The sequence below is a fragment of the Bradyrhizobium sp. TM233 genome (assembly GCF_036247965.1).
Classification (GTDB): Bacteria; Pseudomonadota; Alphaproteobacteria; order Rhizobiales; family Xanthobacteraceae; genus Bradyrhizobium; species Bradyrhizobium ottawaense.
In genome coordinates, this window is record NZ_BTIG01000011.1 from 37,134 (window position 1) to 58,723 (window position 21,590).

The 21,590-nt window shown below is 67.1% G+C and carries 22 protein-coding genes; 6 read left to right on the top strand and 16 right to left on the bottom strand.

Translation table 11 applies throughout. The features are described 5' to 3' along the window. The first annotated feature begins 38 nt into the window (after positions 1-38). Genes AABA86_RS23135 through AABA86_RS23145 form a run of 3 tightly spaced genes read left to right on the top strand, consistent with a single transcriptional unit; the run spans position 39 to position 2,227 of the window. Positions 39-1,385, top strand: coding sequence for a hypothetical protein (locus AABA86_RS23135; protein WP_338308549.1), 1,347 nt, complete (start codon positions 39-41; stop codon positions 1,383-1,385). 12 nt (positions 1,386-1,397) lie between these two features. Continuing rightward, the gene (locus AABA86_RS23140; RefSeq protein WP_338308550.1) at positions 1,398-1,907 is read left to right on the top strand and encodes a DUF2249 domain-containing protein; all 510 of its coding nucleotides are present in this window, start codon (positions 1,398-1,400) and stop codon (positions 1,905-1,907) included. Then, positions 1,904-2,227, top strand: a complete 324-nt coding sequence (locus AABA86_RS23145) for a metal-sulfur cluster assembly factor (protein WP_338308551.1) — start codon at positions 1,904-1,906, stop codon at positions 2,225-2,227. Before AABA86_RS23140 ends, AABA86_RS23145 begins: the two co-directional genes overlap by 4 nt. A gap of 37 nt (positions 2,228-2,264) precedes the next feature. On the opposite strand, the gene AABA86_RS23150 is transcribed toward AABA86_RS23145, so the two are convergent. Then, positions 2,265-2,861 carry a UbiX family flavin prenyltransferase gene (locus tag AABA86_RS23150; protein WP_338308552.1) on the bottom strand — a complete coding sequence of 199 codons (597 nt, stop codon included), beginning with the start codon at positions 2,859-2,861 and terminating at the stop codon, positions 2,265-2,267. After that, positions 2,858-4,387, bottom strand: coding sequence for a UbiD family decarboxylase (locus AABA86_RS23155; RefSeq protein WP_338308553.1), 1,530 nt, complete (start codon positions 4,385-4,387; stop codon positions 2,858-2,860). Before AABA86_RS23155 ends, AABA86_RS23150 begins: the two co-directional genes overlap by 4 nt. 100 nt (positions 4,388-4,487) lie before the next feature. Here AABA86_RS23155 and ubiT point away from each other — a divergent pair, with 100 nt between their 5' ends. The 3 genes from ubiT to ubiV are packed head-to-tail and all read left to right on the top strand — an operon-like array spanning position 4,488 to position 6,970. Further along, positions 4,488-5,033: a ubiquinone anaerobic biosynthesis accessory factor UbiT gene (ubiT, locus tag AABA86_RS23160; protein ID WP_212253371.1), complete on the top strand. Its 546-nt coding sequence runs from the start codon at positions 4,488-4,490 to the stop codon at positions 5,031-5,033. Next, positions 5,033-6,010, top strand: coding sequence for a ubiquinone anaerobic biosynthesis protein UbiU (gene ubiU, locus AABA86_RS23165; RefSeq protein ID WP_212253487.1), 978 nt, complete (start codon positions 5,033-5,035; stop codon positions 6,008-6,010). Before ubiT ends, ubiU begins: the two co-directional genes overlap by 1 nt. A 27-nt stretch (positions 6,011-6,037) precedes the next feature. After that, positions 6,038-6,970, top strand: coding sequence for a ubiquinone anaerobic biosynthesis protein UbiV (gene ubiV / locus AABA86_RS23170; RefSeq protein ID WP_338308554.1), 933 nt, complete (start codon positions 6,038-6,040; stop codon positions 6,968-6,970). Positions 6,971-6,992: 22 nt separating this feature from the next. Here ubiV and AABA86_RS23175 read toward each other — a convergent pair whose 3' ends face one another. The 14 genes from AABA86_RS23175 to AABA86_RS23240 are packed head-to-tail and all read right to left on the bottom strand — an operon-like array spanning position 6,993 to position 21,588. Next, entirely contained in the window at positions 6,993-7,619 is a 627-nt protein-coding gene (locus AABA86_RS23175) for an FMN-dependent NADH-azoreductase (RefSeq protein ID WP_338308555.1), read from the bottom strand. 3 nt (positions 7,620-7,622) lie between these two features. Beyond that, complete coding sequence (locus AABA86_RS23180; protein ID WP_338308556.1) at positions 7,623-9,197, bottom strand: isochorismatase family protein; 1,575 nt, start codon at positions 9,195-9,197, stop codon at positions 7,623-7,625. 21 nt (positions 9,198-9,218) lie between these two features. Further along, positions 9,219-10,067, bottom strand: coding sequence for an N-acyl homoserine lactonase family protein (locus AABA86_RS23185; RefSeq protein ID WP_338308557.1), 849 nt, complete (start codon positions 10,065-10,067; stop codon positions 9,219-9,221). A gap of 31 nt (positions 10,068-10,098) precedes the next feature. Beyond that, the gene (locus AABA86_RS23190) at positions 10,099-10,983 is read right to left on the bottom strand and encodes an amidohydrolase family protein (protein ID WP_338308558.1); all 885 of its coding nucleotides are present in this window, start codon (positions 10,981-10,983) and stop codon (positions 10,099-10,101) included. Next, on the bottom strand, positions 10,980-12,101 hold the full coding sequence (locus AABA86_RS23195) for a vWA domain-containing protein (protein ID WP_338308559.1): 1,122 nt from the start codon (positions 12,099-12,101) through the stop codon (positions 10,980-10,982). The genes AABA86_RS23190 and AABA86_RS23195 overlap by 4 nt, the downstream gene beginning before the upstream one ends. Then, positions 12,098-12,979 (bottom strand): AAA family ATPase, encoded by an 882-nt coding sequence (locus AABA86_RS23200; protein ID WP_338308560.1) that lies wholly within the window; start codon positions 12,977-12,979, stop codon positions 12,098-12,100. The genes AABA86_RS23195 and AABA86_RS23200 overlap by 4 nt, the downstream gene beginning before the upstream one ends. A 10-nt stretch (positions 12,980-12,989) precedes the next feature. Further along, positions 12,990-14,012, bottom strand: a complete 1,023-nt coding sequence (locus AABA86_RS23205) for a xanthine dehydrogenase family protein molybdopterin-binding subunit (RefSeq protein ID WP_246551065.1) — start codon at positions 14,010-14,012, stop codon at positions 12,990-12,992. A gap of 1 nt (position 14,013) precedes the next feature. Then, entirely contained in the window at positions 14,014-15,609 is a 1,596-nt protein-coding gene (locus tag AABA86_RS23210) for a xanthine dehydrogenase family protein molybdopterin-binding subunit (protein ID WP_338308561.1), read from the bottom strand. A gap of 8 nt (positions 15,610-15,617) precedes the next feature. Continuing rightward, a complete protein-coding gene (locus AABA86_RS23215) occupies positions 15,618-16,094 on the bottom strand; it encodes a (2Fe-2S)-binding protein (RefSeq protein WP_028143768.1) in 477 nt (158 codons plus the stop codon). A 5-nt stretch (positions 16,095-16,099) separates the two neighbouring features. Further along, positions 16,100-16,918, bottom strand: a complete 819-nt coding sequence (locus tag AABA86_RS23220) for an FAD binding domain-containing protein (protein ID WP_338308562.1) — start codon at positions 16,916-16,918, stop codon at positions 16,100-16,102. Positions 16,919-16,920: 2 nt separating this feature from the next. Further along, positions 16,921-17,364 (bottom strand): SRPBCC family protein, encoded by a 444-nt coding sequence (locus AABA86_RS23225; protein WP_092253134.1) that lies wholly within the window; start codon positions 17,362-17,364, stop codon positions 16,921-16,923. A 2-nt stretch (positions 17,365-17,366) separates the two neighbouring features. Next, positions 17,367-17,804, bottom strand: a complete 438-nt coding sequence (locus AABA86_RS23230; RefSeq protein WP_018318067.1) for an SRPBCC family protein — start codon at positions 17,802-17,804, stop codon at positions 17,367-17,369. Between the two features lie 9 nt (positions 17,805-17,813). Beyond that, positions 17,814-20,729: a flotillin family protein gene (locus tag AABA86_RS23235; protein WP_338308563.1), complete on the bottom strand. Its 2,916-nt coding sequence runs from the start codon at positions 20,727-20,729 to the stop codon at positions 17,814-17,816. A 25-nt stretch (positions 20,730-20,754) separates the two neighbouring features. After that, positions 20,755-21,588: a phosphoenolpyruvate hydrolase family protein gene (locus tag AABA86_RS23240; RefSeq protein WP_104463699.1), complete on the bottom strand. Its 834-nt coding sequence runs from the start codon at positions 21,586-21,588 to the stop codon at positions 20,755-20,757. Positions 21,589-21,590: the final 2 nt, after the last annotated feature.

Here is a 21,590-nt window from a genome sequence, read left to right on the forward strand (position 1 = left end):
GACACGGGGTTTCGTGTGCACGCGATGGGAAGCAGGCCGTGATTGGAACCAGTCTCTGTAGATGGGCCATCAGCTACTTCGCGGTCGCAATCGTATGGCTGCTGCTCGCGGAAGTCCTTGTGGTCGCCGGGTTCGGTTTTCCGAACCACGACATCGGCGGCCCGGACACGCTCGTCATCGTCCATATGGTCTGCATCGGCTGGTTGAGCATGGTCGTGTGCGGCGCGCTGTTTCAGTTCGTGCCGGTGCTCGTCGCAAGGCCGCTCTATGCGGAGCGCTGGACGCTGCCGGCTCTGGTACTGCTGACGCTTGGGCTGGCCATCCTGCTCGCGGGCTTTCTGACGCTTGGCGGACACTTCAACGGGTCGCCCCGGCTGCTGCCCGTCGGCGCGAGCCTGCTGATCGCCGGCTTCGCGCTGATCGTTGCCAATCTCGGCATGACGCTCTGGTCGGCCCGTCCGCTGCCGGGGCCGGCGCGGTTCGTCGCAGCCGGGCTTGCCTGCATCTGCGTCACGGCGGCATTCGGCGGCACGTTCTCTCTCGTGCTGTCCGGAACCGCTATCGGCGCGCAATGGCCGGACCTGCTGGTGTCGGGCGTTCCGATCCACGCCATTGCCGGGCTTGGCGGATGGCTGACCTTCACGGCCATGGGCGTCAGCTATCGCCTGCTGGCGATGTTCATGCTCGCGCCCGACGGCGATGCGAGGCTGGGACGGCTTGCCTGGCTTGCCGGCATCGCGGCGCTGGCTGCCGGAGCCGTCGGCGGCGTGCTCGCACTCTGGCGTGCGACCGGGGTGAATCTGGCGCTTCTGCTGGCAGGAGCTGCGGCGCTGCTGTCGCTAATCGCCTACGGCCGCGACGTGCTCGGCCTGTACAGAGCCCGCAAACGTCGCGCGCTCGAGCTCAACACGCGCATGAGCCTCGTTTCGCTGGCGAGCCTCGTCGCAGTCGCAATCCTCGGCGCCGTGGTCCTTGCGACCGGTTCTCTCCCGTCGCATGTCGGAGCGCTCGCGTTCCTGGTCGCGTTCGGCTGGCTCACTGGCCTCGTGCTCGCCAATCTCTACAAGATCGTCCCGTTCCTGACCTGGCTCGAGACCTACGGTCCGGTGATGGGCAAAGTGCCGACGCCTCGCGTGCAGGATCTCGTTGACGAGCGCCGCGCGTTGAAATGGTTCGTGCTGTTCTTTGCCGGAAGCTGGGCGGCAACCTTGATGCTCCTGGTCGACGCGGCACTCGGCTTTCGCGTCGCCGTCGCGGTGGTGACGCTCGCGACGCTCGGCCTGAGCGAGGAGCTCATCAGGGCAAGGCGGCTTGCGGACGTGGCGGAACCGCTGCGTCTGCCGACGGGAGCAGTCTTGCCGCATCTGTTGGTCTCGCGAAACTGAAAGGAGACTGCAATGACCGAATTCGTCGACGTCGATGTCCGGCCGATCCTGCGTGCAGGCGGCGAGCCGTTCTCGATCATCATGGCTGCGCTCGCGCGGCTCGAGCCCGGGGAGGGGCTGCGGCTCTATGTCCCCTTCAAGCCGGTTCCCCTGTTCGACGTCATGGCGAGCAAGGGCTTTGCGCATCGGGAAGCCGAGCTCGAAGGCGGCGAATGGGAGATCCGGTTCCTGCCGGACGACGGCTCGCCAGATGCGGCTGAACCGGCGCCCGCGGCGCCGAGTGGTGGCGATTGGCCGGAGCCCGTGGTTCATCTCGACAACCGCGACCTCGATCCGCCGGAGCCGATGGTCCGGATTCTGGCTGCAATGGAGCGGCTCGCCCCCGGGCAGACGCTCTGCGCCTTGCTCAGTCGTGAACCGGTCTTCCTGTTTCGGGAGCTGACCAAGCGCGGCCATCAGTGGCACGGCGGATTCACGCCGCAGAAGGACACCTATCAACTGACAGTGAGGGTTTGCGCATGACGATGAACGATGATGATCTCGTGGCTCAGATCAGACAGGCGCTGAAGGTCGTGATCGATCCGGAACTCGGGCACAACATCGTCGACCTCGGCTTTGTCTATGACGTGTCGATCGACGACGGCGCGGTGCACATCACCATGACGGCGACGACACCGGGTTGTCCCGCCGCATCCTTTCTCAAGGAGGGCGTCGCCAACAGCGCGTGCCTGGTTCCCGGCGTGGAATCGGTCGACGTCACCATGACGTTCGAGCCGCCCTGGCAGCCCTGGATGATCTCGCCCGGCGTCAAGGCGTCGCTCGGCTTTGCCGAGGTGAATTGATCCGGCGAGGCGGCTCTGCCTGGAGGCGCTCCGCTGTCTACACGCCTTCGGCGCCTGGGCCGGACCAGATCCTTGCGGGTGCGCGAAGCTTTGCCAGGTCGAGCAGGTTGATCGCCCGGGCGGCGATCTGCTCGATCACCTCCTCCAGCGACTGTGGTTTCAGATAGAAGGCCGGCATCGGCGGAGCGATGATCGCGCCGATCTCGGTTGCCTGCAGCATCGCCCTGAGATGGCCGAGATGCAGCGGGCTTTCGCGGACCAGCAACACCAGCCGGCGCCGTTCCTTGAGCTGCACATCGGCCGAGCGCGTCAGGAGGTTGTCGAGCTGCCCCCAGGCGATGGCCGAGAGCGTGCGGATCGAGCACGGGGCCACGATCATGCCCGCGACCGGATACGAGCCGCTGGCGATCGCGGCGCCGATGTCGGAATGAAGATAGTGGCGGAAGGCGAGGGCGCGCAGCCGCGCGAGCGCATCGCGCCCGACTTCTTCGCCCAGCGTACGCTCTGCCGCGGGCGAGACCACGAGATGAACTGCGTAGTGTGGATCATCGGCGAGCAGCTCGACGATGCGCATGCCGATCGCAGCGCCCGAGGCGCCGCTGATGCCGACGATGATGCCTTGCCGCCCGCTCATGTGAGGACCGGTGCACGTGCGGGCGCGCCGGACAGGCCGAAATTCGCCCACATCGCATCGACACGCGCGACCACGGCGGGATCCATGGCCAGCGGAACGCCCCAGTCCCGATCCGTCTCCGGGGGAATCTTGGTGGTGGCGTCGATGCCGAGCTTGCCGCCGAGCCCGGATTTCGGCGAGGCGAAATCGAGATAGTCGATCGGCGTGTCGGTGAGCGTCACGAGATCGCGCGAGGAATCGCTGCGCGTCGAGACCGCCCACATCACGGCGCGCCAATCGCGGATGTCGATGTCGTCGTCGACGATGATCAGCAGCTTCGTGTAGCTGAACTGCGGCAGCATCGACCACAGGCCCAGCATCAGCCGCCGCGCCTGGCCGGGATAGCGCTTCTTGATCGCCGCAATCGCGATGCGGTAGGAGCACGCCTCCGGCGGCAGCCAGCAGTCGGTCACCTCGGGGAATTGCTGACGGATCAGCGGCACGAACAGCTGGTTGAGCGCCTCGCCGATCCGCGACGGCTCGTCCGGCGGCCGGCCCGTGAAGGTCGAGAGATAGACCGGCTGACGTCGGCTGGTGATTGCCGTCACGCGCATCACGGGGAACTGTTCGACGGAATTATAGTACCCGGTGTGATCGCCATACGGTCCCTCGGGCGCGGTTTCGGTCGCCGAGACGAAGCCCTCGATGACGATTTCGGCCTCGGCCGGGATCGCGAGCGGGACCGTGAGGCATGGCGCGAGGTCAGGCCGCTCGCCGCGCAGGATGCCCGAGAAGCGCAGCTCGGACAGCGTCTCGGGCAGCGGCAGCACGGCGGCAAGGATCGTGGCCGGATCGGCGCCGATGACGATCGCGACCGGCATGTCGCGCCCGATCGCCTTCCATTGCTGGTGATGCCGGGCGCCGCCGCGATGCGCGAGCCAGCGGATGATGGCGCGGTCGCGGCCGAGCACCTGCATGCGGTAGACGCCGACATTCTCCTCCTGGTCCGCCGTCGCGGATTCCGGCGGGACGGTGATCACGAGTGGCCAGGTGATCAGTGGCGCCGGCTCGCCGGGCCAGCAGATCTGGATCGGCAATTTTGCAAGGTCGATGTCGGGCCCCATCGCGACGCAGTCCTGAACCGGCGCCGCCGCGCGTGTGCGCGGGCGCGTCGCCAACGCGGCGCGCGCAAGCGGGATCTTGTCGAGGGCATCCCTGATGCCGTGCGGTGGTCGCGGCGCGCGGAGCTCGGCCATCAGCGCGCCGAGATCTCCGAGGCGGTCGGGCGTGATGCCCATTCCCCACGCGATCCGCTCGACCGTTCCAAACAGGTTGGTGAGGAGCGGCATCTCCGACGCGTTGCCGTCGGCCTTGACGGGCTGCTCGAACAATAGTGCAGGTCCGTGTGCCTCGAGCACACGCCGGTGGATTTCCGTGATCTCGTGGACGACGGAGACCTTCTCGCGAATGCGTCGCAACTGTCCCCGGCTTTCGATGAAGCGCAGGAAGTCGGACAAGTCGCGAAAGCGCGGCACATCACGTTGCAACTGGACAAGCTCCCAAAAAATCAGAGCTAGCCGGGTTGTTTTCGGTCTTCATTGTTCCCGCTCAAATACAGCGGCGTGCAATCCGTCCAGATGTGGGGCCATGAATGATCCGTCCGCCGCATCGCCCGGCCCGTTGCCGACGATTCCGCCGCTCGTCGCATTGGCCATGCGTCCCCTGCCTCTGCTGCCGCTGCAGCTCGTTCTCGGCGGCGTCCTGCAGCGGATCCACCGGCGCAACCCTGCAATATTCGACCGGCTCGGCCCTCACGCGCGCGCGCGGTTCGGTATCAAGCCGATCGATCTGCCGTTCGCCTTCGTGGTCGAGGCCAGGCCGCCGCGCCTGTCCGTCGTGCGCGACTTGCCGCGAGGCCTGGATGCGCGGATCTCGGCCTCGCTCGCCAATCTGCTGGCGCTGCTCGAAGGCAGGGTCGATGGCGATGCCCTGATGTTCTCGCGCGAGCTCGTGGTCGAGGGCGATGTCGAGGCGGTGCTGGCGCTGCGCAATGCGATCGACGACGCCCAGCTCGATCTCGCTGCCGAGGCGTCCTCTCTGTTCGGCCCGCTGGGCGCGCCGGCGAGGCGCGCCTTCGAGGCCGCCCGTGGCCGTGTGATCGGCTCCTCAGGCCATGGCGAGCAATCGAGATGATGGAGCTGATCTGTCCTGCCGGCACGCCGGCGGCGTTGAAGAGCGCCATCGATGCCGGCGCCGATGCGATCTATTGCGGCTTCAACGATGAAACCAACGCGCGCAACTTTCCGGGGCTGAATTTCAGCCGCGACGAGCTGCGCAAGGGGATCGCGCTGGCGCATGGGCGCGGCGCGAAGATCCTGGTGGCCATCAACACCTTCCCGCGCGCCTCCGCCGTCGACATCTGGCATCGCGCGGTGGACGATGCGGCGAGCGCGGGGGCCGATGCGCTGATCCTCGCCGACATCGGATTGATGGACTATGCGGCGAGGCGCCATCCGAACCAGCGTCTGCACGTCTCGGTCCAGGCTGCGGCCGCCAATCCCGATGCCATCGCCTTCTACGCCGAGACTTTCGGCGCGCGGCGCGTCGTGCTGCCGCGTGTCCTCAGCGTGCCTGAGATCGCCGAGATCACCCGGGAGTCGGCCTGCGAGACCGAGGTCTTCGTGTTCGGCGGCCTCTGCGTCATGGCCGAAGGGCGCTGCTCGCTGTCGTCCTATGCGACCGGCAAGTCGCCGAACATGCAGGGCGTCTGCTCACCGCCGAGCCATGTGACCTACGAACAGACTGCGGATGGGACCAAGTCCAGTCTCGGCGGCTTCGCCATCAACCGGTTCGGGGTCAGCGAGCCTGCGGGCTATCCGACGCTGTGCAAGGGGCGCTTCTCGACCGCGCAGGGTGCCGGCTATATTTTCGAGGACCCCGTCAGCCTGGATGCCACGACGCTGCTCAAAGGCTTGCGCGATGCCGGCGTGACCGCGCTCAAGATCGAGGGCCGCCAGCGCGGCCGTGCCTATGTCGAAGGCGTGGTGCGCCACTTCCGTCATGCGCTCGCTGCGCTCGAGAGCGGCAGTGAGGCGGACATTGCGAGCCTGAAGCCGTTCACCGAAGGTCAGGCCTCAACGCTCGGCGCCTATCGCAAGACCTGGCGCTAATCCGTTCGACGATGTGAGATCCGAAAGATGCAACTCAGCCTCGGTCCAGTTCTGTACAATTGGGCGCCGGAACGCTGGCGCGACTTCTATTTCCGGATCGCCGATGAAGCGCCGGTCGAAATCGTGTCCGTCGGCGAGATCGTCTGCTCGAAGCGTTCGCCGTTCTTCGCAGATCACATCCCGGCCGTGGTCGAACGGCTGCAGAACGCAGGCAAGCAGGTGCTGCTGGGCTCGCTGATCCTGGTCTCGCTGCGGCGCGAGCGCCGCCAGACCGAGGAGCTCGCGGCGGTCGAGGGCGCCATGGTCGAGGTCAACGATCTGACTTGTCTCAGGGCGCTTGCGGGCCGGCCGCACGCCATCGGTCCCTTCGTCAACATCTACAACGAAGCGAGCGCGGCCTTTCACGCCGCGCACGGGGCGAGGCGCATCTGCCTGCCGCCGGAATTGCCGCTGGCCTCGGTGGCCACGATCGCGAAGGCTGTTCCCGATGCCACGATCGAAGTGTTCGCGTTCGGCCGCGTGCCGCTGGCCATCTCCGCGCGGTGCTATCATGCGCGCCTTCACAAGCTCACCAAGGACAATTGCCGCTTCGTCTGCGAGAAGGACCCGGATGGTCTGCTCCTCAACACGCTGGAGCAGCAGGACTTCCTGACCATCAACGGCGTGCAGACGTTGTCGCACACCTGCGCAAATTTGCTGGGCGAGGCCGGCCTCCTGCGCGAGAGCAATGTCGGATCACTGCGCCTGTCGCCGCAGGATTGCGACATGGTCGTCGTCGCCAGGGCTTTTCGCGACGTGCTGGACGGTCGCGACGATGTCGAGGGCGGCAATCGCCGGCTTGCCGCAGCCTATCCCGGCGTGCCGTTCTCGAATGGCTTCGTGTGGGCGGAGCCGGGGCACGTCTATCGTCAGGCCCGATCAGGGGATGCGCAAGCCTCGGCGCAAATCGGGGCTCTCTAACCGTTCCGGCGTTGCCGGGTGCTCAGAAAGTCGCGGCCATTGCGGCCAGCCGTCGATGGGCCCTGTCCTGCGCGGCCTCGATCGGCTGTTGCGGTCCCGTGGTTGGCCCGATCGGCACGAAACGGACATTGTCGATGCCGATGAAGCGCAGGATGTCGCGCAGGTAAGGCGTTGCCATGTCGATGCGGCCGCGGTTCATGCCGGTGGCAAAGTCGCTGCCACTGGCGAGAATCACCAGCGTCGGCCGGTCCTTGAGCAGTGGGAGATAGCCCTGTGACGGGTCGAACCGGAACGTCAGTCCGGGCTGCACGACGATGTCGAACCACTGCTTGAGCTTGTAGGGAATGCTGAAGTTCCACATCGGCGTCGAGATCAACACCCGATCGGCCAACGAAAACCGCAGCGCCATTCGCTCGGCCTCGGCAAAGCTGTCGCGTTGCGTGTCGTTGAAGGCTTGCCCGTTCATCCGTGCATATTTGGCCTCGACGATGGGGCCTGAGAATTCCGGCATCCGCTCCCGCCAGAGGTCCATGACATCGAGGTCCCAGTCCGGCCGGGCCTGGCGAAAGCTGTCAAGAAAGACGCGCGCGCCGGCGCTCGAGAAGGAGTCGGCGCGGGGAGAGCAGGACAGGTGCAGGAGCTTTGCCACCGCTCATCCCAGCGCTTTGATAACGGTGTCTGCCTTCGTGACGATCGCGACGTTCTGCATGGCAAAATTGATCGAGGCATTGTGCCAGTCGGGGTTCATGGTCGAGCAGCAATCTTCGGGGACGATCATGAAATAGCCCTTGTCTGCCCCGGTGCGGGCGGTGTGCTCGACCGACATGTTGGTCCAGGCGCCGGTGTTGATGATCATGTCGCGCCCGGTCGCCTTGAGGATGGTTTCCAGCCGCGTGCCCTCCCACGCGCTCATCCGCATCTTCTCGACGACGAAATCGCCGGGCCGGGGCTCGAGGCCGGAGACCGGCGCTGCGCCCCAGCTTCCGCGCACCATCGCCTTGCTGTCGACCAGGCCTTCGAACAGCGGTGCGTTCAGCGTGACACCGGGTGCGCCGGGCTCGACGACGAACCAGACGTGGATGATCGCAACGCCCCGCGCCCGCGCGGTCTCAGCAAGGCGCCGGACATTCTCGACGACGTGCTGCTGCTTCGCATGCCCGGGAGCGCCCGACTCGGCGAACGCGCCGCCGTCCATGATGACGTCGTTCTGCAGGTCCTGGATGATCATGGCGCAGCGCTGCGGATCAAGGCGCATGTCGCCGTCAGCGAGGATAGGCGCCGCCGGCGATGCGCTTGCCGCCTGGCCGCCGTCGCTTCGCCGGCCACTCATATAAGGCTCGTGCCGCGGACCGACCTTGGTCGGGATCGCATAGACCGAGTGCGTCGCGGTCAGATACAGCGTGCGGAAATCCGGCCCGCCCCAGGCGAGGTTGGCGACCATCTCGGGCACGCGGACCTTGCCGAGCAGCTCGCCGCGCGGCGAATAGACCCAGACGCCGCCGGGCGCGGTGACCCAGATATTGTCGTGCTGATCGCACTTCATGCCGTCGGGCAGGCCGGCCTCGAGCTCGGAGCGGATGCCGCTTGCGAACACCCGCGCATTCGACAGCGAGCCGTCGGCGTTGACGTCGAACACGCGGATCAGCGCCTGCACGGTGTCGTTGACATAGAGCAGCTTCTCGTCCGGCGAGAAGCACAGGCCGTTCGGCTGGTCGAACAGATTGCGCTCGACCACGAGCTTCGGCTCGCCGCCGGGCACGAGGCGATAGACGCCCTGGAAGCCAAGCTGGCGCGGCCGCTCGACGCCATAGACCGGCATGCGGCCGTACCAGGGGTCGGAGAAATAGATTGCGCCGGAGAAGTGCACGCAGACGTCGTTCGGGCTGTTCAGCTCCTGGCCCTGGAAATGCGAAGCCAGCACCTCGCGCCGCCCGTCCGGCCATTCGCGGACTAGCTGCGATGTCGCGTGCTCGCAGACGATCAGATTGAGCTCGGCATCATAGGTCATGCCGTTGCACTTGTTGGAGGGACGCTTGACCTCGGCGACGCCGCGCCGCGCGTCCCAGCGCCGGCGTACGTCACCCGGCATGTCCGAGAACAGCAGATAGTGATCGACCGGATGCCAGATCGGCCCCTCCGTGAAGTCAAAGCCGGTGCCGACCTGCGCGACCGGCGCATAGGGGTCGATCAAAGTTTCGAATTCGCTTCGCAAGGTGACGTGCGTCATCGGTCGATCCCCAAGATCATCTCAAGCCGGGAACCAGTTGCGTGCGGGCAAGGACTGCACGATCGGTCCGGGGACCTGATCGTGCAGGCGGCCGACGACGTTGCCGCCTTCGATCTTGGCGGGGCGGTCGTGCACCGGCAGCAGATAGCGCGAATTGCTCAACAGCTTCTTGATCGAGGCCTTCTCCGCCCGCTTGCTGGTGCCGTGGTTGCCCGTCGTGCGCGGCTCCCAATCGTGGATCTCGTTGAAGGGCGTCACGATCTGGTCGTTGAAATCGTAGATCACATCGCCGCAGATAGTGGCGATTCCATCGGCGGTCTCGACGATGACGTTCATCGAACCCTCGGTATGCGCATTGGCGGCGTCGCAGTAGACGCCGGGCATCAGCTCGATCGGGCCGGTGATCTCGAGGTCGAGGAAGCGCAGCGCGCCCTTGGTGTGCAGCCGGTCGATCAGGTGCTTGATGTCGGGCGCCGGATATTGCGGATGCATCAGGCCGGAGACGGAATATTCGAGCTCCTTGCGATTGAGCACGACGGTCGTGTTCATCGGGAACAGATCGTCCTTGCCGGCATGGTCGATGTGCAGATGGGTGTGGCAGACGAAGCGGACGTCGCCCATGCGCACGCCGTGGCGCGCGAGCTGGTTCTCGATCATGTTCTCGTGGTACTGCAAGCCCCGCATGCCCAGCGTCTCCATGATCTGGTTGGAGCGGTAGCCGGTGTCGACCACGACCGGATATTTCCCCCCGAGGATCAGGAAGCCGAGGGTGAGGACGCGGCGGGTGCGGCCGCAGTCGCGGCCGAGCACCAGAAAGCTCGATTCCAGCTCGATATCGCCATAGTCCAGGATCTTGATCTCCAGCGCCATTCGTTGCCCTCCCTCATCTGTTTCTTGTCTGTCAAAGCCGGTAGACGCGCCTCGCCGTCGTCCTGAAGATGGCGTCCTGCTGCTCAGCACTGAACGGCGCCGCGGCCGTGCGAAAGGCGCCGACGAGCTCGCGATAGCTGGTCCACAATTTCTCGATCGGGAAGTTGGAGCCGAACAGGCAACGCTCGGCGCCGAAGATCGCGACGGTGTCGGTGAGCACGGCGGCGATGTGCGCGGGATCGTTGCGATGGATGAAGGTGCCGAGCCCGGAGAGCTTTGAGACCACGTTCGGGCAGGCCGCGAGCCGGGCCATGCCGCTGCGCCAGGCGGCGCGGCCGCTAGGCGAGAGATCCTCCAGCATACCGGCATGCTGGAGGATGAAGGTCACGTCGGGGCAGGCTTCGGCTAGTGCCGCGGCGTCCGGCATCTGCGGGGTGAACACCTGCAAATCGAAGCTCCAGCCATAGCCGGCGAGACGCGCGACGTTGCGGCGGATCATCGGGTCGGCGCAGAGATCGGCGCGGGCCGCAAAGCGGTATAGCGGGTTCTCGTGCCAATGCAGCTGCATGCGCACGCCGCGCACAAGAGGATAGCGCTTCAGGCGGTCGAGCTGCGGGCGAACGTCGTCCACGGCAAAATCGGCATAGGCGACGATCGCGTGCGGCCAGCCGTGCGCGTCGGCGGTCTGCTGCACCCAGGCGGCCTCGTCCTCGAAGCGGTCGTTGGCCCAGTTGGTCTGCACGTAGACCGAGCGGGTGACGCCGGTGGCCCTGAGGTCGTCGAGATATTCCTCGATCGGATAGTCGCGACGGATCGGCTCGTAAGGTCCGAAGATGCGCGGCTGCATGGGGCCGATCAGCCAGGGCAGGTCGGCCTGCCGCCAGATATGATGATGACCATCGACAATGTCGGTCACGCCGCTCTCCTTCGTCCCAGCGCCAGAATATGCGCGACGATCGACGCGCTCGAACCGCCATCCACGAGGTCATCGACGAAGCGCTCGATGGCGACGAGCGCTTCGGTCTGAGGGCGGAAGCCGGGGCTGGTCGCCAGCGGCGTCAGCCAGCTCAGGCGCCAGGCCCGCCGCGACAATTTCGCGACGGCGTCGCGAAGTGCGTCGGTCTCGCCGCGCTCGAGTCCGTCGGAGACGATCACCACCGCCGCGCCGCGCGCATAGCCGCCGAAGCGGGGCACGGCGAGGAAGGCCTGGAGCGCATCGCCGATGCGGGTGCCGCCGTCCCAGTCGCTGACCAGATGCGCGGCGGCATTCATGGCCTGCTCGCGGCGCTTCAGCCGCAACGGGCGGGTGATGCGGGTCAGCCGCGTGCCGAAGGTGAACACCTCAACATTGGGCGCCGCCTGCACCAGCGCATGCGCGAGCTTCATGTTCTCCTCGGTGCGGCTCTTCATCGAGCCGGAGACGTCGATCAGCAGCAGCATCTTGCGCGGGCGCTGGCGCCGCTTCATGTGACCGAGCCGCAGGATCTCGCCGTCGCTGCGGACAGAGTCGCGCAAGGTGCGGCGGAGATCGGCAAACGGCCCGCGGCGGGCGCGCATGCGGCGGTGGCCGCGCCGTCGCGGCAGCCGCCGCGGCGCCTCCCGCGTCAGGCGGCGCAATGCGTCCGTGCTCGAGGTCGCCCCAAAGCGGCGCTCGACCAGCGCCTCGCTTCGGGTCGCGGTGAGGCCGGACTCATTGGCCTCGTCGGAGAGCAGGGGCTCCTCGTCGCCGCGGCCCTCCTCCTGGAGGCGGACTGTCTCGTCGTCCTCGCCCTCGTCGTCTCGCGCGATCGCCTCGCTGCCGCGGAAATGGAGATCGAACAGCCGGTCGAAGGTCGCGCGGCGTTCGGGTGGCGGAGCCAGCGTCGCCAGGGCGGCCTGTCTGACGTGCTCGATGCTATGCGGACCCAGCAGCTCGATCGCGGCCAGGAACGTCGTGGTCTGCTCCGGCGCCACGGCAAAGCCGTTCGCGCGCAGCAGCGGGACGAAGGCGACGAAGATGCGTGCGGCGCGGGGGAGCTGCGGCTCGGTGGTCATGCGGTCGCCTCCGCGAGCAAGGCATCGAGCCGCGGCGAGATGAAGTGCAGATCCTCTTCGTCCTTCAGCGCCACGCCGATCGAGCGCTTGAACGCATCGGGCCAGCGCGCGCCGCCCTTGTGCAGCAGCGTCGCGGCCTCGGCCCAGTCGACGGCCTCGGCAATGCCCGGCGCCTTGCTGAGGGGTTCGCGCCGCAGCTTCTCCACGGCCGCGACGACGGCGCGGGCGGTGGCCTCGGCAACGCTCGATGCGCGCATCATGATGATCCGCGCCTCGCGCTCGGCGCTCGGATAGTCGATCCAGTGATAGACGCAGCGGCGGCGCAAGGCCTCGTGCAAATCGCGCGTCCGGTTCGACGTCAGCACGACCACGGGGCGTTCGGCCGCGCGGACCGTGCCGCGCTCGGGTATCGAGATCTGGAAGTCGGAGAGGAATTCGAGCAGGAAGGCCTCGAACTCCTGATCGGCGCGGTCGATCTCATCGATCAGCAGCACGGTGGAATCGGGCGCGCGGAGCGTGGCCAGCATCGGCCGCTCGATCAGAAACGTCTCGCCATAGATGTCGATGCTCTCGTCGCCGGCCTGGCGGATCGCCAGCATCTGGCGCGGGTAGTTCCACTCATAGAGCGCGGCAGAGGCGTCGATGCCCTCGTAGCATTGCAGGCGGATGAGACGGCGGCCGAGCACGGCGGCAATGGCCTTTGCGGCTTCCGTCTTGCCGACGCCGGGTGCGCCCTCGAGCAGCAGCGGCTTGCCGAGCGCGAGACCGAGATAGGCCGCGGTCGCAAGGCCCTCGTCGGCAAGGTAATAGGCCGCGCGCAGCGCCTTCTCCAGCGCCTCGGGGCTGTCGATGCCGACGATGTTGCTGCGAACCGCCACGGCCGTTCCTCTAGCGCCGCGCCTGCGGCCGCGCGCCGCCCTGGGCCTTGATCGCGCGCAGCACCTTTTCAGGCGTGATCGGCAGGTCGTCGATGCGCACGCCGACGGCATTGAAGATCGCATTGGCGACGGCCGGCAGCACCGGGTTGGCGCACATCTCGCCGGGGCCCTTGGCACCGAACGGACCATCGGGCGCCGGGCGTTCCAGCACGGCGATATCGTGCGGGCAGATGTCGCCGGGGCCGGGCATCAGATATTCGACGAAGTCGCGGGGCCCGTGAACGGGATCGGGATAATAGGGCTCCGGGGTCTCATAGAGCGCGTGGCTGACGCCCATCCAGGCGCCGCCGACCAGCTGCTGCTCGACCAGACGCGGGTTCAGCGCGCGACCGAGCTCGTAGGCGGAATCCATCCGGACCATCGCGACATCGCCGGTCTCGTCGTCGACCTCGACTTCGGCGACGAGGCAGGCATGGGCGTAACAGGTCGCCGGCGACATCTCGCCGGTCTCCGGGTCGACGTTGGAGAGGGGAACCAGAAAGATGCCGCGGCCCGAGATGGTCTTGCCCTGCTTGAACTGCGCGGCAATCGCGACATCCTTGGTCGAGATCGAACGGTGCGGCGCGCCCTTGACGTGGATATTGCCGCGGCCGTCGGTGTCGAGATCGGCGGCATTGACCTCGAGCTCCTCGGCCGCCGCCTCCATCATCACGCCGCGGGCTTCGCGGGCCGCCGCCATCACGGCATTGCCGACCCGGTGGGTGCCGCGCGAGGCGAACGAGCCCATGCAGTGCGGGCCGGTGTCGGAATCCGCCGTGTCGACATAGACGTCCTCGACCGGCACGCCCAGCGTCTCGGCGCAGATCTGCCGCGTCACCGACTTCATGCCCTGGCCGAGGTCGATCGACGACAGCGCCACCGTGAACTTGCCGCTGGGATTGGAGTGAACCAGGGCCTGGCTCGGGTCGCCGCCAAGGTTCATGCCGATGGGATAATTGATCGACGCCATGCCGCGTCCGCGATGCCTGGTCATGTCAGCGTCTCCTGGTGCCGAACACCGACGAGAACCGCGTCGCGCCATGCGATGGCGCGGCCGGGCGCGATGGGGGAGGCGGCGGTGCCGGCGGGGGTGGATCGCGCGGTGGTTCACGGGTGACCGTGGGCGGAAGCCGGTCGTAACTGGTGCGCTGCTGGACCGGCGCGGCTGGCCTCGTGCGCGAAGAGTCCGTCGGCGTCGGCGGGATGGCCGCGCGGCTGCCGCCGCCATCCTTGCGCGAGGAGGCGCGTTTGAATTCGTCGCGGATCGGCCATTTGGCCTTCTCGGCCGCGACCTGCACGCATTCGATCAGCGCGGTGTTCTTGGCCTCGCGCCGGTGCGCCTTCATGTCGCCGTCGCGATAGGCGTTGAGAATGCGAAACTCCATCGGGTCCATGCCGACGAGGTTTGCGAGTTTGTCCATCTGGCATTCGATCGCAAAGTCCATCGCGGTAACGCCGAAGCCGCGCATGGCGGTCGCGGGCGTGCGATTGGTGAAGACGCAGTAGACGTCGCCATAGACGTTCGGGATGGTGTAGGGGCCAGGCAGGTGGGCGGCACATTTCACCGCGGCGTAGCTCGACAGCCGCGTGTAGGCGCCGCTGTCGAAATAGGCGCGGATCTTGCGCGCGACGACCCGGCCGTCGCGCATCACGCCGTCCTTGATGTAGATGCGTTCGGCGCCGCGCGGCGGGCCGTATTGCATCTCCTCCTCGCGCCCGAACACGTAGCGCACGGGGCGCCCGGTCAGCATGGCGCCGAGGATCGCGAGCGGCTCGGTCAACGTGTCCACCTTGCCGCCGAAGCCGCCGCCGACGGTGCCGCCGATGAAGTGGAACGTGTTGGACGGCACATCCAAAATCTTGGCGCAGGTGTCGACGGAGAAGAACAGCGCCTGGGTCGAGGTGTAGACGACGTAGCGGCCGTTGGTGTCGGGCGCCGCGATCGCGCCGTTGGTCTCGGTGGGCGCGTGCTCGATCGGCGACATCTGGTAGCGTTGATCCAGCACGTGGTCGGCGCTGGCGAGCGCGGCGTCGGCATCGCCGAAGCGCAGGCGCTGATGGTCGTAGACGTCGTGATAGATGAAGGCGTTCTTCGGATAGGTCTCGTTGACCACGGGCGCGCCGGGCTTCAGTGCGTCCTCGACGTCGAACACGGCCGGGAGCGGCTCGTAGTCGACCTTGACCTTCGCGATGGCCTCGAACGCTTCGCGCTCGCTGTCGGCGACGATGGCGAGGATCGGCTCGCCCTTGTAGCGGACCTTGTCGACCGCCAGCGACGGCTCGTCGTCCTTGCCGAAGTTGATCAGGCTGAGCAGCGTGTTGAGATTGACCGGCACGTCGGTGCCACGGATGATCCGGCGCACGCCGGCCGAACGCTCGGCCTCGGCCGTATCCATGCGGCGGATCCTTGCATGCGCCTGTGTCGAGCGAACGACCTTCAGGTGCAGCATGCCTTGCAGCTTGTGATCGTTGAAGTAGCTCGACGTGCCCGTGACATGGCCGAGCATGTCCTGGCGCTGGGTGCCCTTGCCGATTTCCTTGAGATTATCGTCGCGCTCGTCGGCGAAAATGTCCTTGCGAAGTTCCAGCATGGTTGACCTCAGGCGCTGACCCGGCCGCTCGCGGCGGCCAGGATGGCATTGATGATCGGCTCGTAGCCGGTGCAGCGGCAGATGTTGCCGGAGATGGCTTCAATGACCTCGTCGCGGCTCGGCGAGGGATTGCGGTCGAGCAGCGCCTTGGCGGCCATCAGCATGCCCGGCGTGCAATAGCCGCACTGGGCCGCGAAATGGTCGGCGAAGGCGCGCTGCAGCGGGTGCAGGTTCGGGCCCTGCTTCATGCCGTCGAGCGTCTCGATCGAACGGCCGGCCACCGTCTCCGCCAGCGTCAGGCAGGAGAGATGAAGCTCGCCGTCGATCAGCACGCTGCAGGTGCCGCAGCCGCCCTGGCCGCAGCCGAATTTCGGCGTCATGTCGCCGATCAGCTCGCGCAGCGCCACCAGCAGATTGGTGCCGCCGTCGACGAAGATGGCGACGTCGCGGCCGTTGTGACGAAATTGCAGGGGTATCTTGGACATGGGCTCTATTCCTGGCCTGACAGCAGGCGGCGCAGATGGACGCCGACGATCTCGCGGCGATACCAGGCGCTGCCGAGCGCGTTGTCGGATGGCGATGTTCCCTCAGTCGCCGCGGATGCGGCCGCCGCGACGGTTGCGGCGTCCAGCGATCGGCCCTCCAGCGCGCGCTCGGCGGCACGGGCGCGGATCTGGGTCGGCGCCATCGATCCCAGCGCGATCCGAGCGCCCGCGATCCGGCCACCACTGATCGGCAGATGTGCCGCGAGCGTGATGACCGAGCCGCCCTTCGGCTTGATGCGGGCGATCTTGCGATAGCGGAACGCGTCGCTGCTCGCCGGCCGGGTGCAGGACACCGACAGCACCAATGTTCCGGCCTGACGTTCGCGCGCCTGCAGGAACTCTTCGATCGCGATGTCGCGGGAGCCAAAGCCGCCCGCGACGGCGACGGTCGCATCGAGCGCGAGCAGTGCCACGGTGAAATCGCCATAGGGGCTGGGCGCGAAGAGATTGCCGCCGACCGTGCCCATGTTGCGCACGGCGGGACCGCCGATCGAGCGGGCGGGCGCGTGCAGGAAGGCGAGGTCCCGTTCCGCAAGGATGCGCGCGAAGGTGACGCCGGCGCCGAGCGTGATGCGCGGCCCCGAGGCGTCGATCCGGGTCAGCGCCTGGTCCTGAGCGCGGACCACGGTCGAGATCGCGACATCGCCCTCGTTCAAGGCCCGCATCACCAGCGTGCCGCCGCCGAGATAGCGCGCGGTGCGGTCCGAGGACAGCGCCCCTGCCGCCTCGCTGGCGCTTGCAAACGTCTTCACTGTCACGGCCATGACTATGCGGCCTCCCTCAGATGCCGGCGGATCGCCTCGAATCCGGCCTGGTAAATGTCTTCTGCGACCATGTGGGTGATGCGGTCGCGATCCTCCGGCTTGGTGGTGAAGCGGGACTCCCAGTGCCAGAAGGTGCGGTCGCCGTCGGTGACCGGCAGCAGCCGGACATGGGCGACGTAGTTGAACATCGGCACCGGCGTATCGAGCAGGCAATAGCTGAAGGACTGTTCCAGGTCCGACAGCGCCAGCAATTGCTCGCGCAGCTCGGAGCCGTCATTGAGCTTGAACCGCCTGATGCAGCCGATCTTGTCGGAGGATTGCGCGCGCTCGATCGAGGAGGTCGCGACAACCGGATGCCAACGATCGTGCCCATTGAAATCGCGCAGCACGGTCCACACCGCATCGGTCGGCGCGTCCAGGATCGTGCTCTTGACGACATGCGGCACGGTCAGCCTCCGAACACGCGCTTGAGCGCATCAAATCCGCCCTGGAACACGCCGCCGCCGATATTGCTGACGAGCTCGGTCTCCCGCTCCGGCGCGCAGTCGAATTCGGCGGTCCATTCCATGAAGGTCTGGTCGCCGTCGGTGACGGGCGTGAGCCGCAGGGTCGCGACGTAGTTCTCGACACCCATCGGCGATTCCAGGATCGAATAGGTGCAGAACATGTCGTAGTCGGAGAGGCCGAGCAGCTTCTCGCGGATGCGGTCGCCGTTGCGCAGGCGAAAGTCCCTGACGCAGCCGATCTTGTCGGCGGGCTCGCCGCCCTCGATGCGGCTTTCGGCGATCGCCGGATGCCAGTTCGGCAAGCCGTTGAAATCGCGCACCCGCGCCCAGACGCGGTCGTTGCGGGCATTGACGACGGTGGAGACGTAGACGCGGGCCATGGCGCGACCTCAGCTCTTCTTCCTCGGCCCGCGCTCGGCCGGCGGTTCGCCACCTTCGGCCGAGGGGGCTGGCGCGGCCGCCGGCTTGTCGCCGCCACCTCCGCCTCCGCCGCCCTTGCGTGCGGACTCCTTGATGCCCTGCATATCGCGCGCCTCGCGGATCAGGCCCGGCATCTTGGCGAGGCTGCCGCCTTCGACGCCGATATCGGCCAGGAGCGAGTCGATCAGCGGCGCCTGGACGCGATAGCGCAGGGCGGAGTCGATCACCTCGTCGGTGGCGCTGCGGCCGCCGTTGCCGCCATGGCCGTTACCGTTGAGGCCGTCGACCTGGAGGATGCGGATGCCCTCGATCTTCTCCATCGGCTTGACGCTCTCGCGGACGATGCCCTCGATCCGGTCGAGCAGCTTGCGGCGGAACAGCGAGTAGCGCGCCTGGTCGGTCAGCACGTTCTCGGCCTCGTTCAGCATCCGCTGGGCTTCCGCCTCCACGGCCGCGCGCACGCGCTCGGCCTCCGCCGCGATCCGGGTCTCCTCAGCCTGCTTCTCGGCGAGCAGCACCTCGACCGTCTTGCGCCGCTTGGCGATCTCGCTCTCGCGCGCCGTGATAACGCGCTCGGTGGCTTCGGTTGCGCGCATCCGCGCTTCCTCTGCCGACGCCTTGGCGGCGGACTCTTCCAGCGATTTCGTGTGGATCGCAATCGCCTTCTCCATTAGGACGGTCTCGACCTCCTTTTCGCGATTGACCTCGAGCTTGCGCAGCTCGCGCTCGCGGCCGACGCGGGCTTCGTCGAGGCCCCGGTCGGATGCGATGCGGGCGCGTTCGACTTCCTCGCGTGAGGCGATCTCGGCCTCTTGCAAGGATTGAACGCGGGCGACCTCGAGTTGCTCGATCGAGCGGCGACGCTCGATGCGAGCCGCCTCCAGCGCCTGCTCGCGCGAGACGTCCGTGGTCTCGATTTCCTTGCGCGCGACGATCTCGGCCTGCCGGACCTGGCGGTCGGCATCGATCCGCTCGGACTTCTTGGTCGACAAAGCGATGACGCGGTCTTCGTCGGCGATCTCGATCGCTTTCTTCTGCTCGATGTTGAGCACCTCGCGCTTCTTGGATGAGTTGATGCGTTCGGCCTCCAGCGCCAGATCGACGGTGATGCGCTGGCGCTCGATGGCGTCGCGCCGCTTCAGCTCGGCTGCCTCCAGCACGCCGGTGCGCTCGATTTCGAGCGAGCGGGTGTCGCGCTCGGCCTGGATGCGCTCGGCCGCGACGGCCTTCTCCTGGGCGATGCGGGCGGCCTCGATCGCCTCGCGGGAGGCGATGTCGGCTTCCTCGACCGCGCGGTTGCGGGCAATCTCCAGCGAGCGCACACGTTCCTCCTGGGCAATGCGTGAGGCCTCCGTGGTCTCGCGCGCGGCGATGCCGGCGACGTCGAGCGCCTGGTTGCGCTCGATCTCCAGCTGCCGCGTGTTCTGCTCGGCGGCGATGCGCTCGGCGGCAAGCGTCCGCTCGCGGGCGATGCGGGCGGCCTCCACTGCGCGCTGCGCCTCGATCTCGGCCTCCTGGATGGTGCGCACCTGCTGGATCTCCAGCGCGCGGGTGCGCTCGTCGGAGGAGATACGTTCGACATTGACGATCAGCGTCTGGGCGATGCGGGCCTTCTCGGTCGCCTCGCGGGCGGCGATCTCGGCCTCGTCCACGGCACGCGTGCGCTCGATCTCGCGGCGCCGCGTCTCCTCTTCGTTGGCGATGCGGGCGTCGGTGATGACGCGGTCCTGCTGGATCCGCGCCTTCTCGATCGCTTCGCGCGCCGCGATCTCGGCTTCCTCGACGGTCCGCATCCGCTCGATCTCGCGCTGGCGGACCTCGCGCTCGGATGCGATCCGCGTGGTGTCGATCGAGCGCTGGTTGGCGATCCTCGTCTTCTCGATCTCCTCGCGCGCCAGCAACTCCTTTTCCTCGATGGTGCGGGTCCGCTCGATCTCCTTCTGGCGGGTTTCCCGCTCGGAGGCGATGCGGGCTTCCGCGATCGCCTGGTCGTTGGCGATGCGGGCGCGCTCGATGGTCTCGCGCGCGGAGATCTGCGCCTGCTCGGCCTCGGTTTCGCGCAATGCGCGCTCGCGGGCCACTTCCGTGCGCTGGAGCGCGCGGCGCATCTCAATGTCGCGTTCCTGCTCCAGCCGCGCGGTCTCGCTCTCGCGCTCGATCTCCAGCGCCTGCCGCTCGGCCTCCAGGTTGCGGGCGCGGATCTTGATCATCGAGTCCTGCTCGATGTCGTTGCGCAGCTTCCGCTTGGCCTCGATGTCCTGCATCAGCTGGGTCAGGCCTTCGGCGTCGAACCGGTTCGAGGGGTTGAAGAATTCGAGGTCGGTCTGGTCGAGATCGGTGATGGCGACCGACTCCAGCTCGAGGCCGTTCTGGGCGAGGGCCTCCGCCGCGTTGGCCTTGACGCGGGCGACATACTCGCCGCGCTGCTCGTGCATCTGCTCGAGGGTCATTTCGGAGGCGATTGAACGGATCGCCGAGATGAACTTGCCGGCGAGGAGGGCATGCAGCTGCCCCGGCTCCATGGTGCGGCGGCCGAGCGTGGCGGCCGCGATCGACACGGCTTCGCGGGTCGCCTGGACGCGGACGTAGAAATCGGCCTCGATGTCGACGCGCATGCGGTCGCGGGTGATGACGGCATCCTGCCGGGAGCGGACGATGCCCATCGGCAGCACGTTCATGTTGACGGGCGTGTAATCGTGGATGAACGGCAGCACGAACGCGCCGCCATTGATCACCACGCGCTCGCCGAGGAAACCGGTCCGGACGAACGAGGTCTCCTTGGAGGAGCGATGGTAGAGCCAGTTCACGATGTAGACGCCGACCACGATCACGACGATCGCGACGATCAGCCAGAGGATCAATTCACCGACCAGATTGCCCGACATCTTTCCCTCCCTCGTACCTTCGGCGTTAGCGCGCGCCGATCGCCTTGAATTGACGCACCTGCTCCGTCAGCGCCCGCTCCACGGGCAGCCGCTCCATCGAGGACGCCCCGTAGAAGCCGTGGCAATGGCGGGTGTTCTTCATGATGAAATCGGCGTCGGCGGGATCCGCGATCGGGCCGCCATGCGCGAGCACCAGGATGTCGGGGTTGACGCTGAGCGCGGCGGAGGCCCAGGTGTCGATCTGCGCCGGACAATCCTTCAGCCTCAATGCGGTCTGCGCGCCGATCGAGCCGCCGGTCGTCAAGCCCATGTGGCAGACGACGATGTCGGCGCCGGCGATCGCCATCGCGGCGGCTTCCTTTTCACTGAACACGTAGGGCGTCGTCAGCATGTCTTTGTCGTGCGCCTTGGCGATCATGTCGATCTCGAGCGCGTAGGACATCCCGGTCTCTTCGAGATTGGCGCGGAAGGTGCCGTCGATCAGGCCGACGGTCGGAAAGTTCTGCACGCCGGCAAAGCCGAGCGCCTTCAGCTGGTCGAGAAACGCGTCCATGTCGCGGAACGGATCGGTGCCGTTGACGCCCGCGAGCACCGGCGTCCTGGTGACCACGGGCAGCACCTCGCCGGCCATCTCCAGCACGATGGCGTTGGCATCGCCGTAAGCCATCAGGCCTGCGAGCGAGCCGCGTCCGGCCATGCGGTAGCGTCCAGAATTGTAGATCACGATGAGATCGACGCCGCCGGCCTCCTCGCATTTGGCTGACAGCCCGGTGCCGGCGCCGCCGCCGACGATCGGCTCGCCGCGCTTCGCCATCTCGCGGAACCGCCTCAGGAGTGCTGCGCGTTCAAACCTTGGCATCG

Bases quoted from the DNA above. Each gene is read 5' to 3' on its own strand.
- ubiV (WP_338308554.1), top strand. From the start codon at position 6,038: ATGCAACTCAGCCTCGGTCCAGTTCTGTACAATTGGGCGCCGGAACGC.
- AABA86_RS23220 (WP_338308562.1), bottom strand. From the start codon at position 16,918: ATGGCCGTGACAGTGAAGACGTTTGCAAGCGCCAGCGAGGCGGCAGGG.
- AABA86_RS23145 (WP_338308551.1), top strand. From the start codon at position 1,904: ATGACGATGAACGATGATGATCTCGTGGCTCAGATCAGACAGGCGCTG.
- AABA86_RS23140 (WP_338308550.1), top strand. From the start codon at position 1,398: ATGACCGAATTCGTCGACGTCGATGTCCGGCCGATCCTGCGTGCAGGC.
- AABA86_RS23195 (WP_338308559.1), bottom strand. From the start codon at position 12,101: ATGACCACCGAGCCGCAGCTCCCCCGCGCCGCACGCATCTTCGTCGCC.
- ubiT (WP_212253371.1), top strand. From the start codon at position 4,488: ATGAATGATCCGTCCGCCGCATCGCCCGGCCCGTTGCCGACGATTCCG.
- AABA86_RS23150 (WP_338308552.1), bottom strand. From the start codon at position 2,861: ATGAGCGGGCGGCAAGGCATCATCGTCGGCATCAGCGGCGCCTCGGGC.
- AABA86_RS23185 (WP_338308557.1), bottom strand. From the start codon at position 10,067: ATGGCGCTGGAGATCAAGATCCTGGACTATGGCGATATCGAGCTGGAA.
- ubiU (WP_212253487.1), top strand. From the start codon at position 5,033: ATGGAGCTGATCTGTCCTGCCGGCACGCCGGCGGCGTTGAAGAGCGCC.
- AABA86_RS23235 (WP_338308563.1), bottom strand. From the start codon at position 20,729: ATGTCGGGCAATCTGGTCGGTGAATTGATCCTCTGGCTGATCGTCGCG.
- AABA86_RS23215 (WP_028143768.1), bottom strand. From the start codon at position 16,094: ATGTCCAAGATACCCCTGCAATTTCGTCACAACGGCCGCGACGTCGCC.
- AABA86_RS23210 (WP_338308561.1), bottom strand. From the start codon at position 15,609: ATGCTGGAACTTCGCAAGGACATTTTCGCCGACGAGCGCGACGATAAT.
- AABA86_RS23180 (WP_338308556.1), bottom strand. From the start codon at position 9,197: ATGACGCACGTCACCTTGCGAAGCGAATTCGAAACTTTGATCGACCCC.
- AABA86_RS23205 (WP_246551065.1), bottom strand. From the start codon at position 14,012: ATGACCAGGCATCGCGGACGCGGCATGGCGTCGATCAATTATCCCATC.
- AABA86_RS23240 (WP_104463699.1), bottom strand. From the start codon at position 21,588: ATGCCAAGGTTTGAACGCGCAGCACTCCTGAGGCGGTTCCGCGAGATG.
- AABA86_RS23230 (WP_018318067.1), bottom strand. From the start codon at position 17,804: ATGGCCCGCGTCTACGTCTCCACCGTCGTCAATGCCCGCAACGACCGC.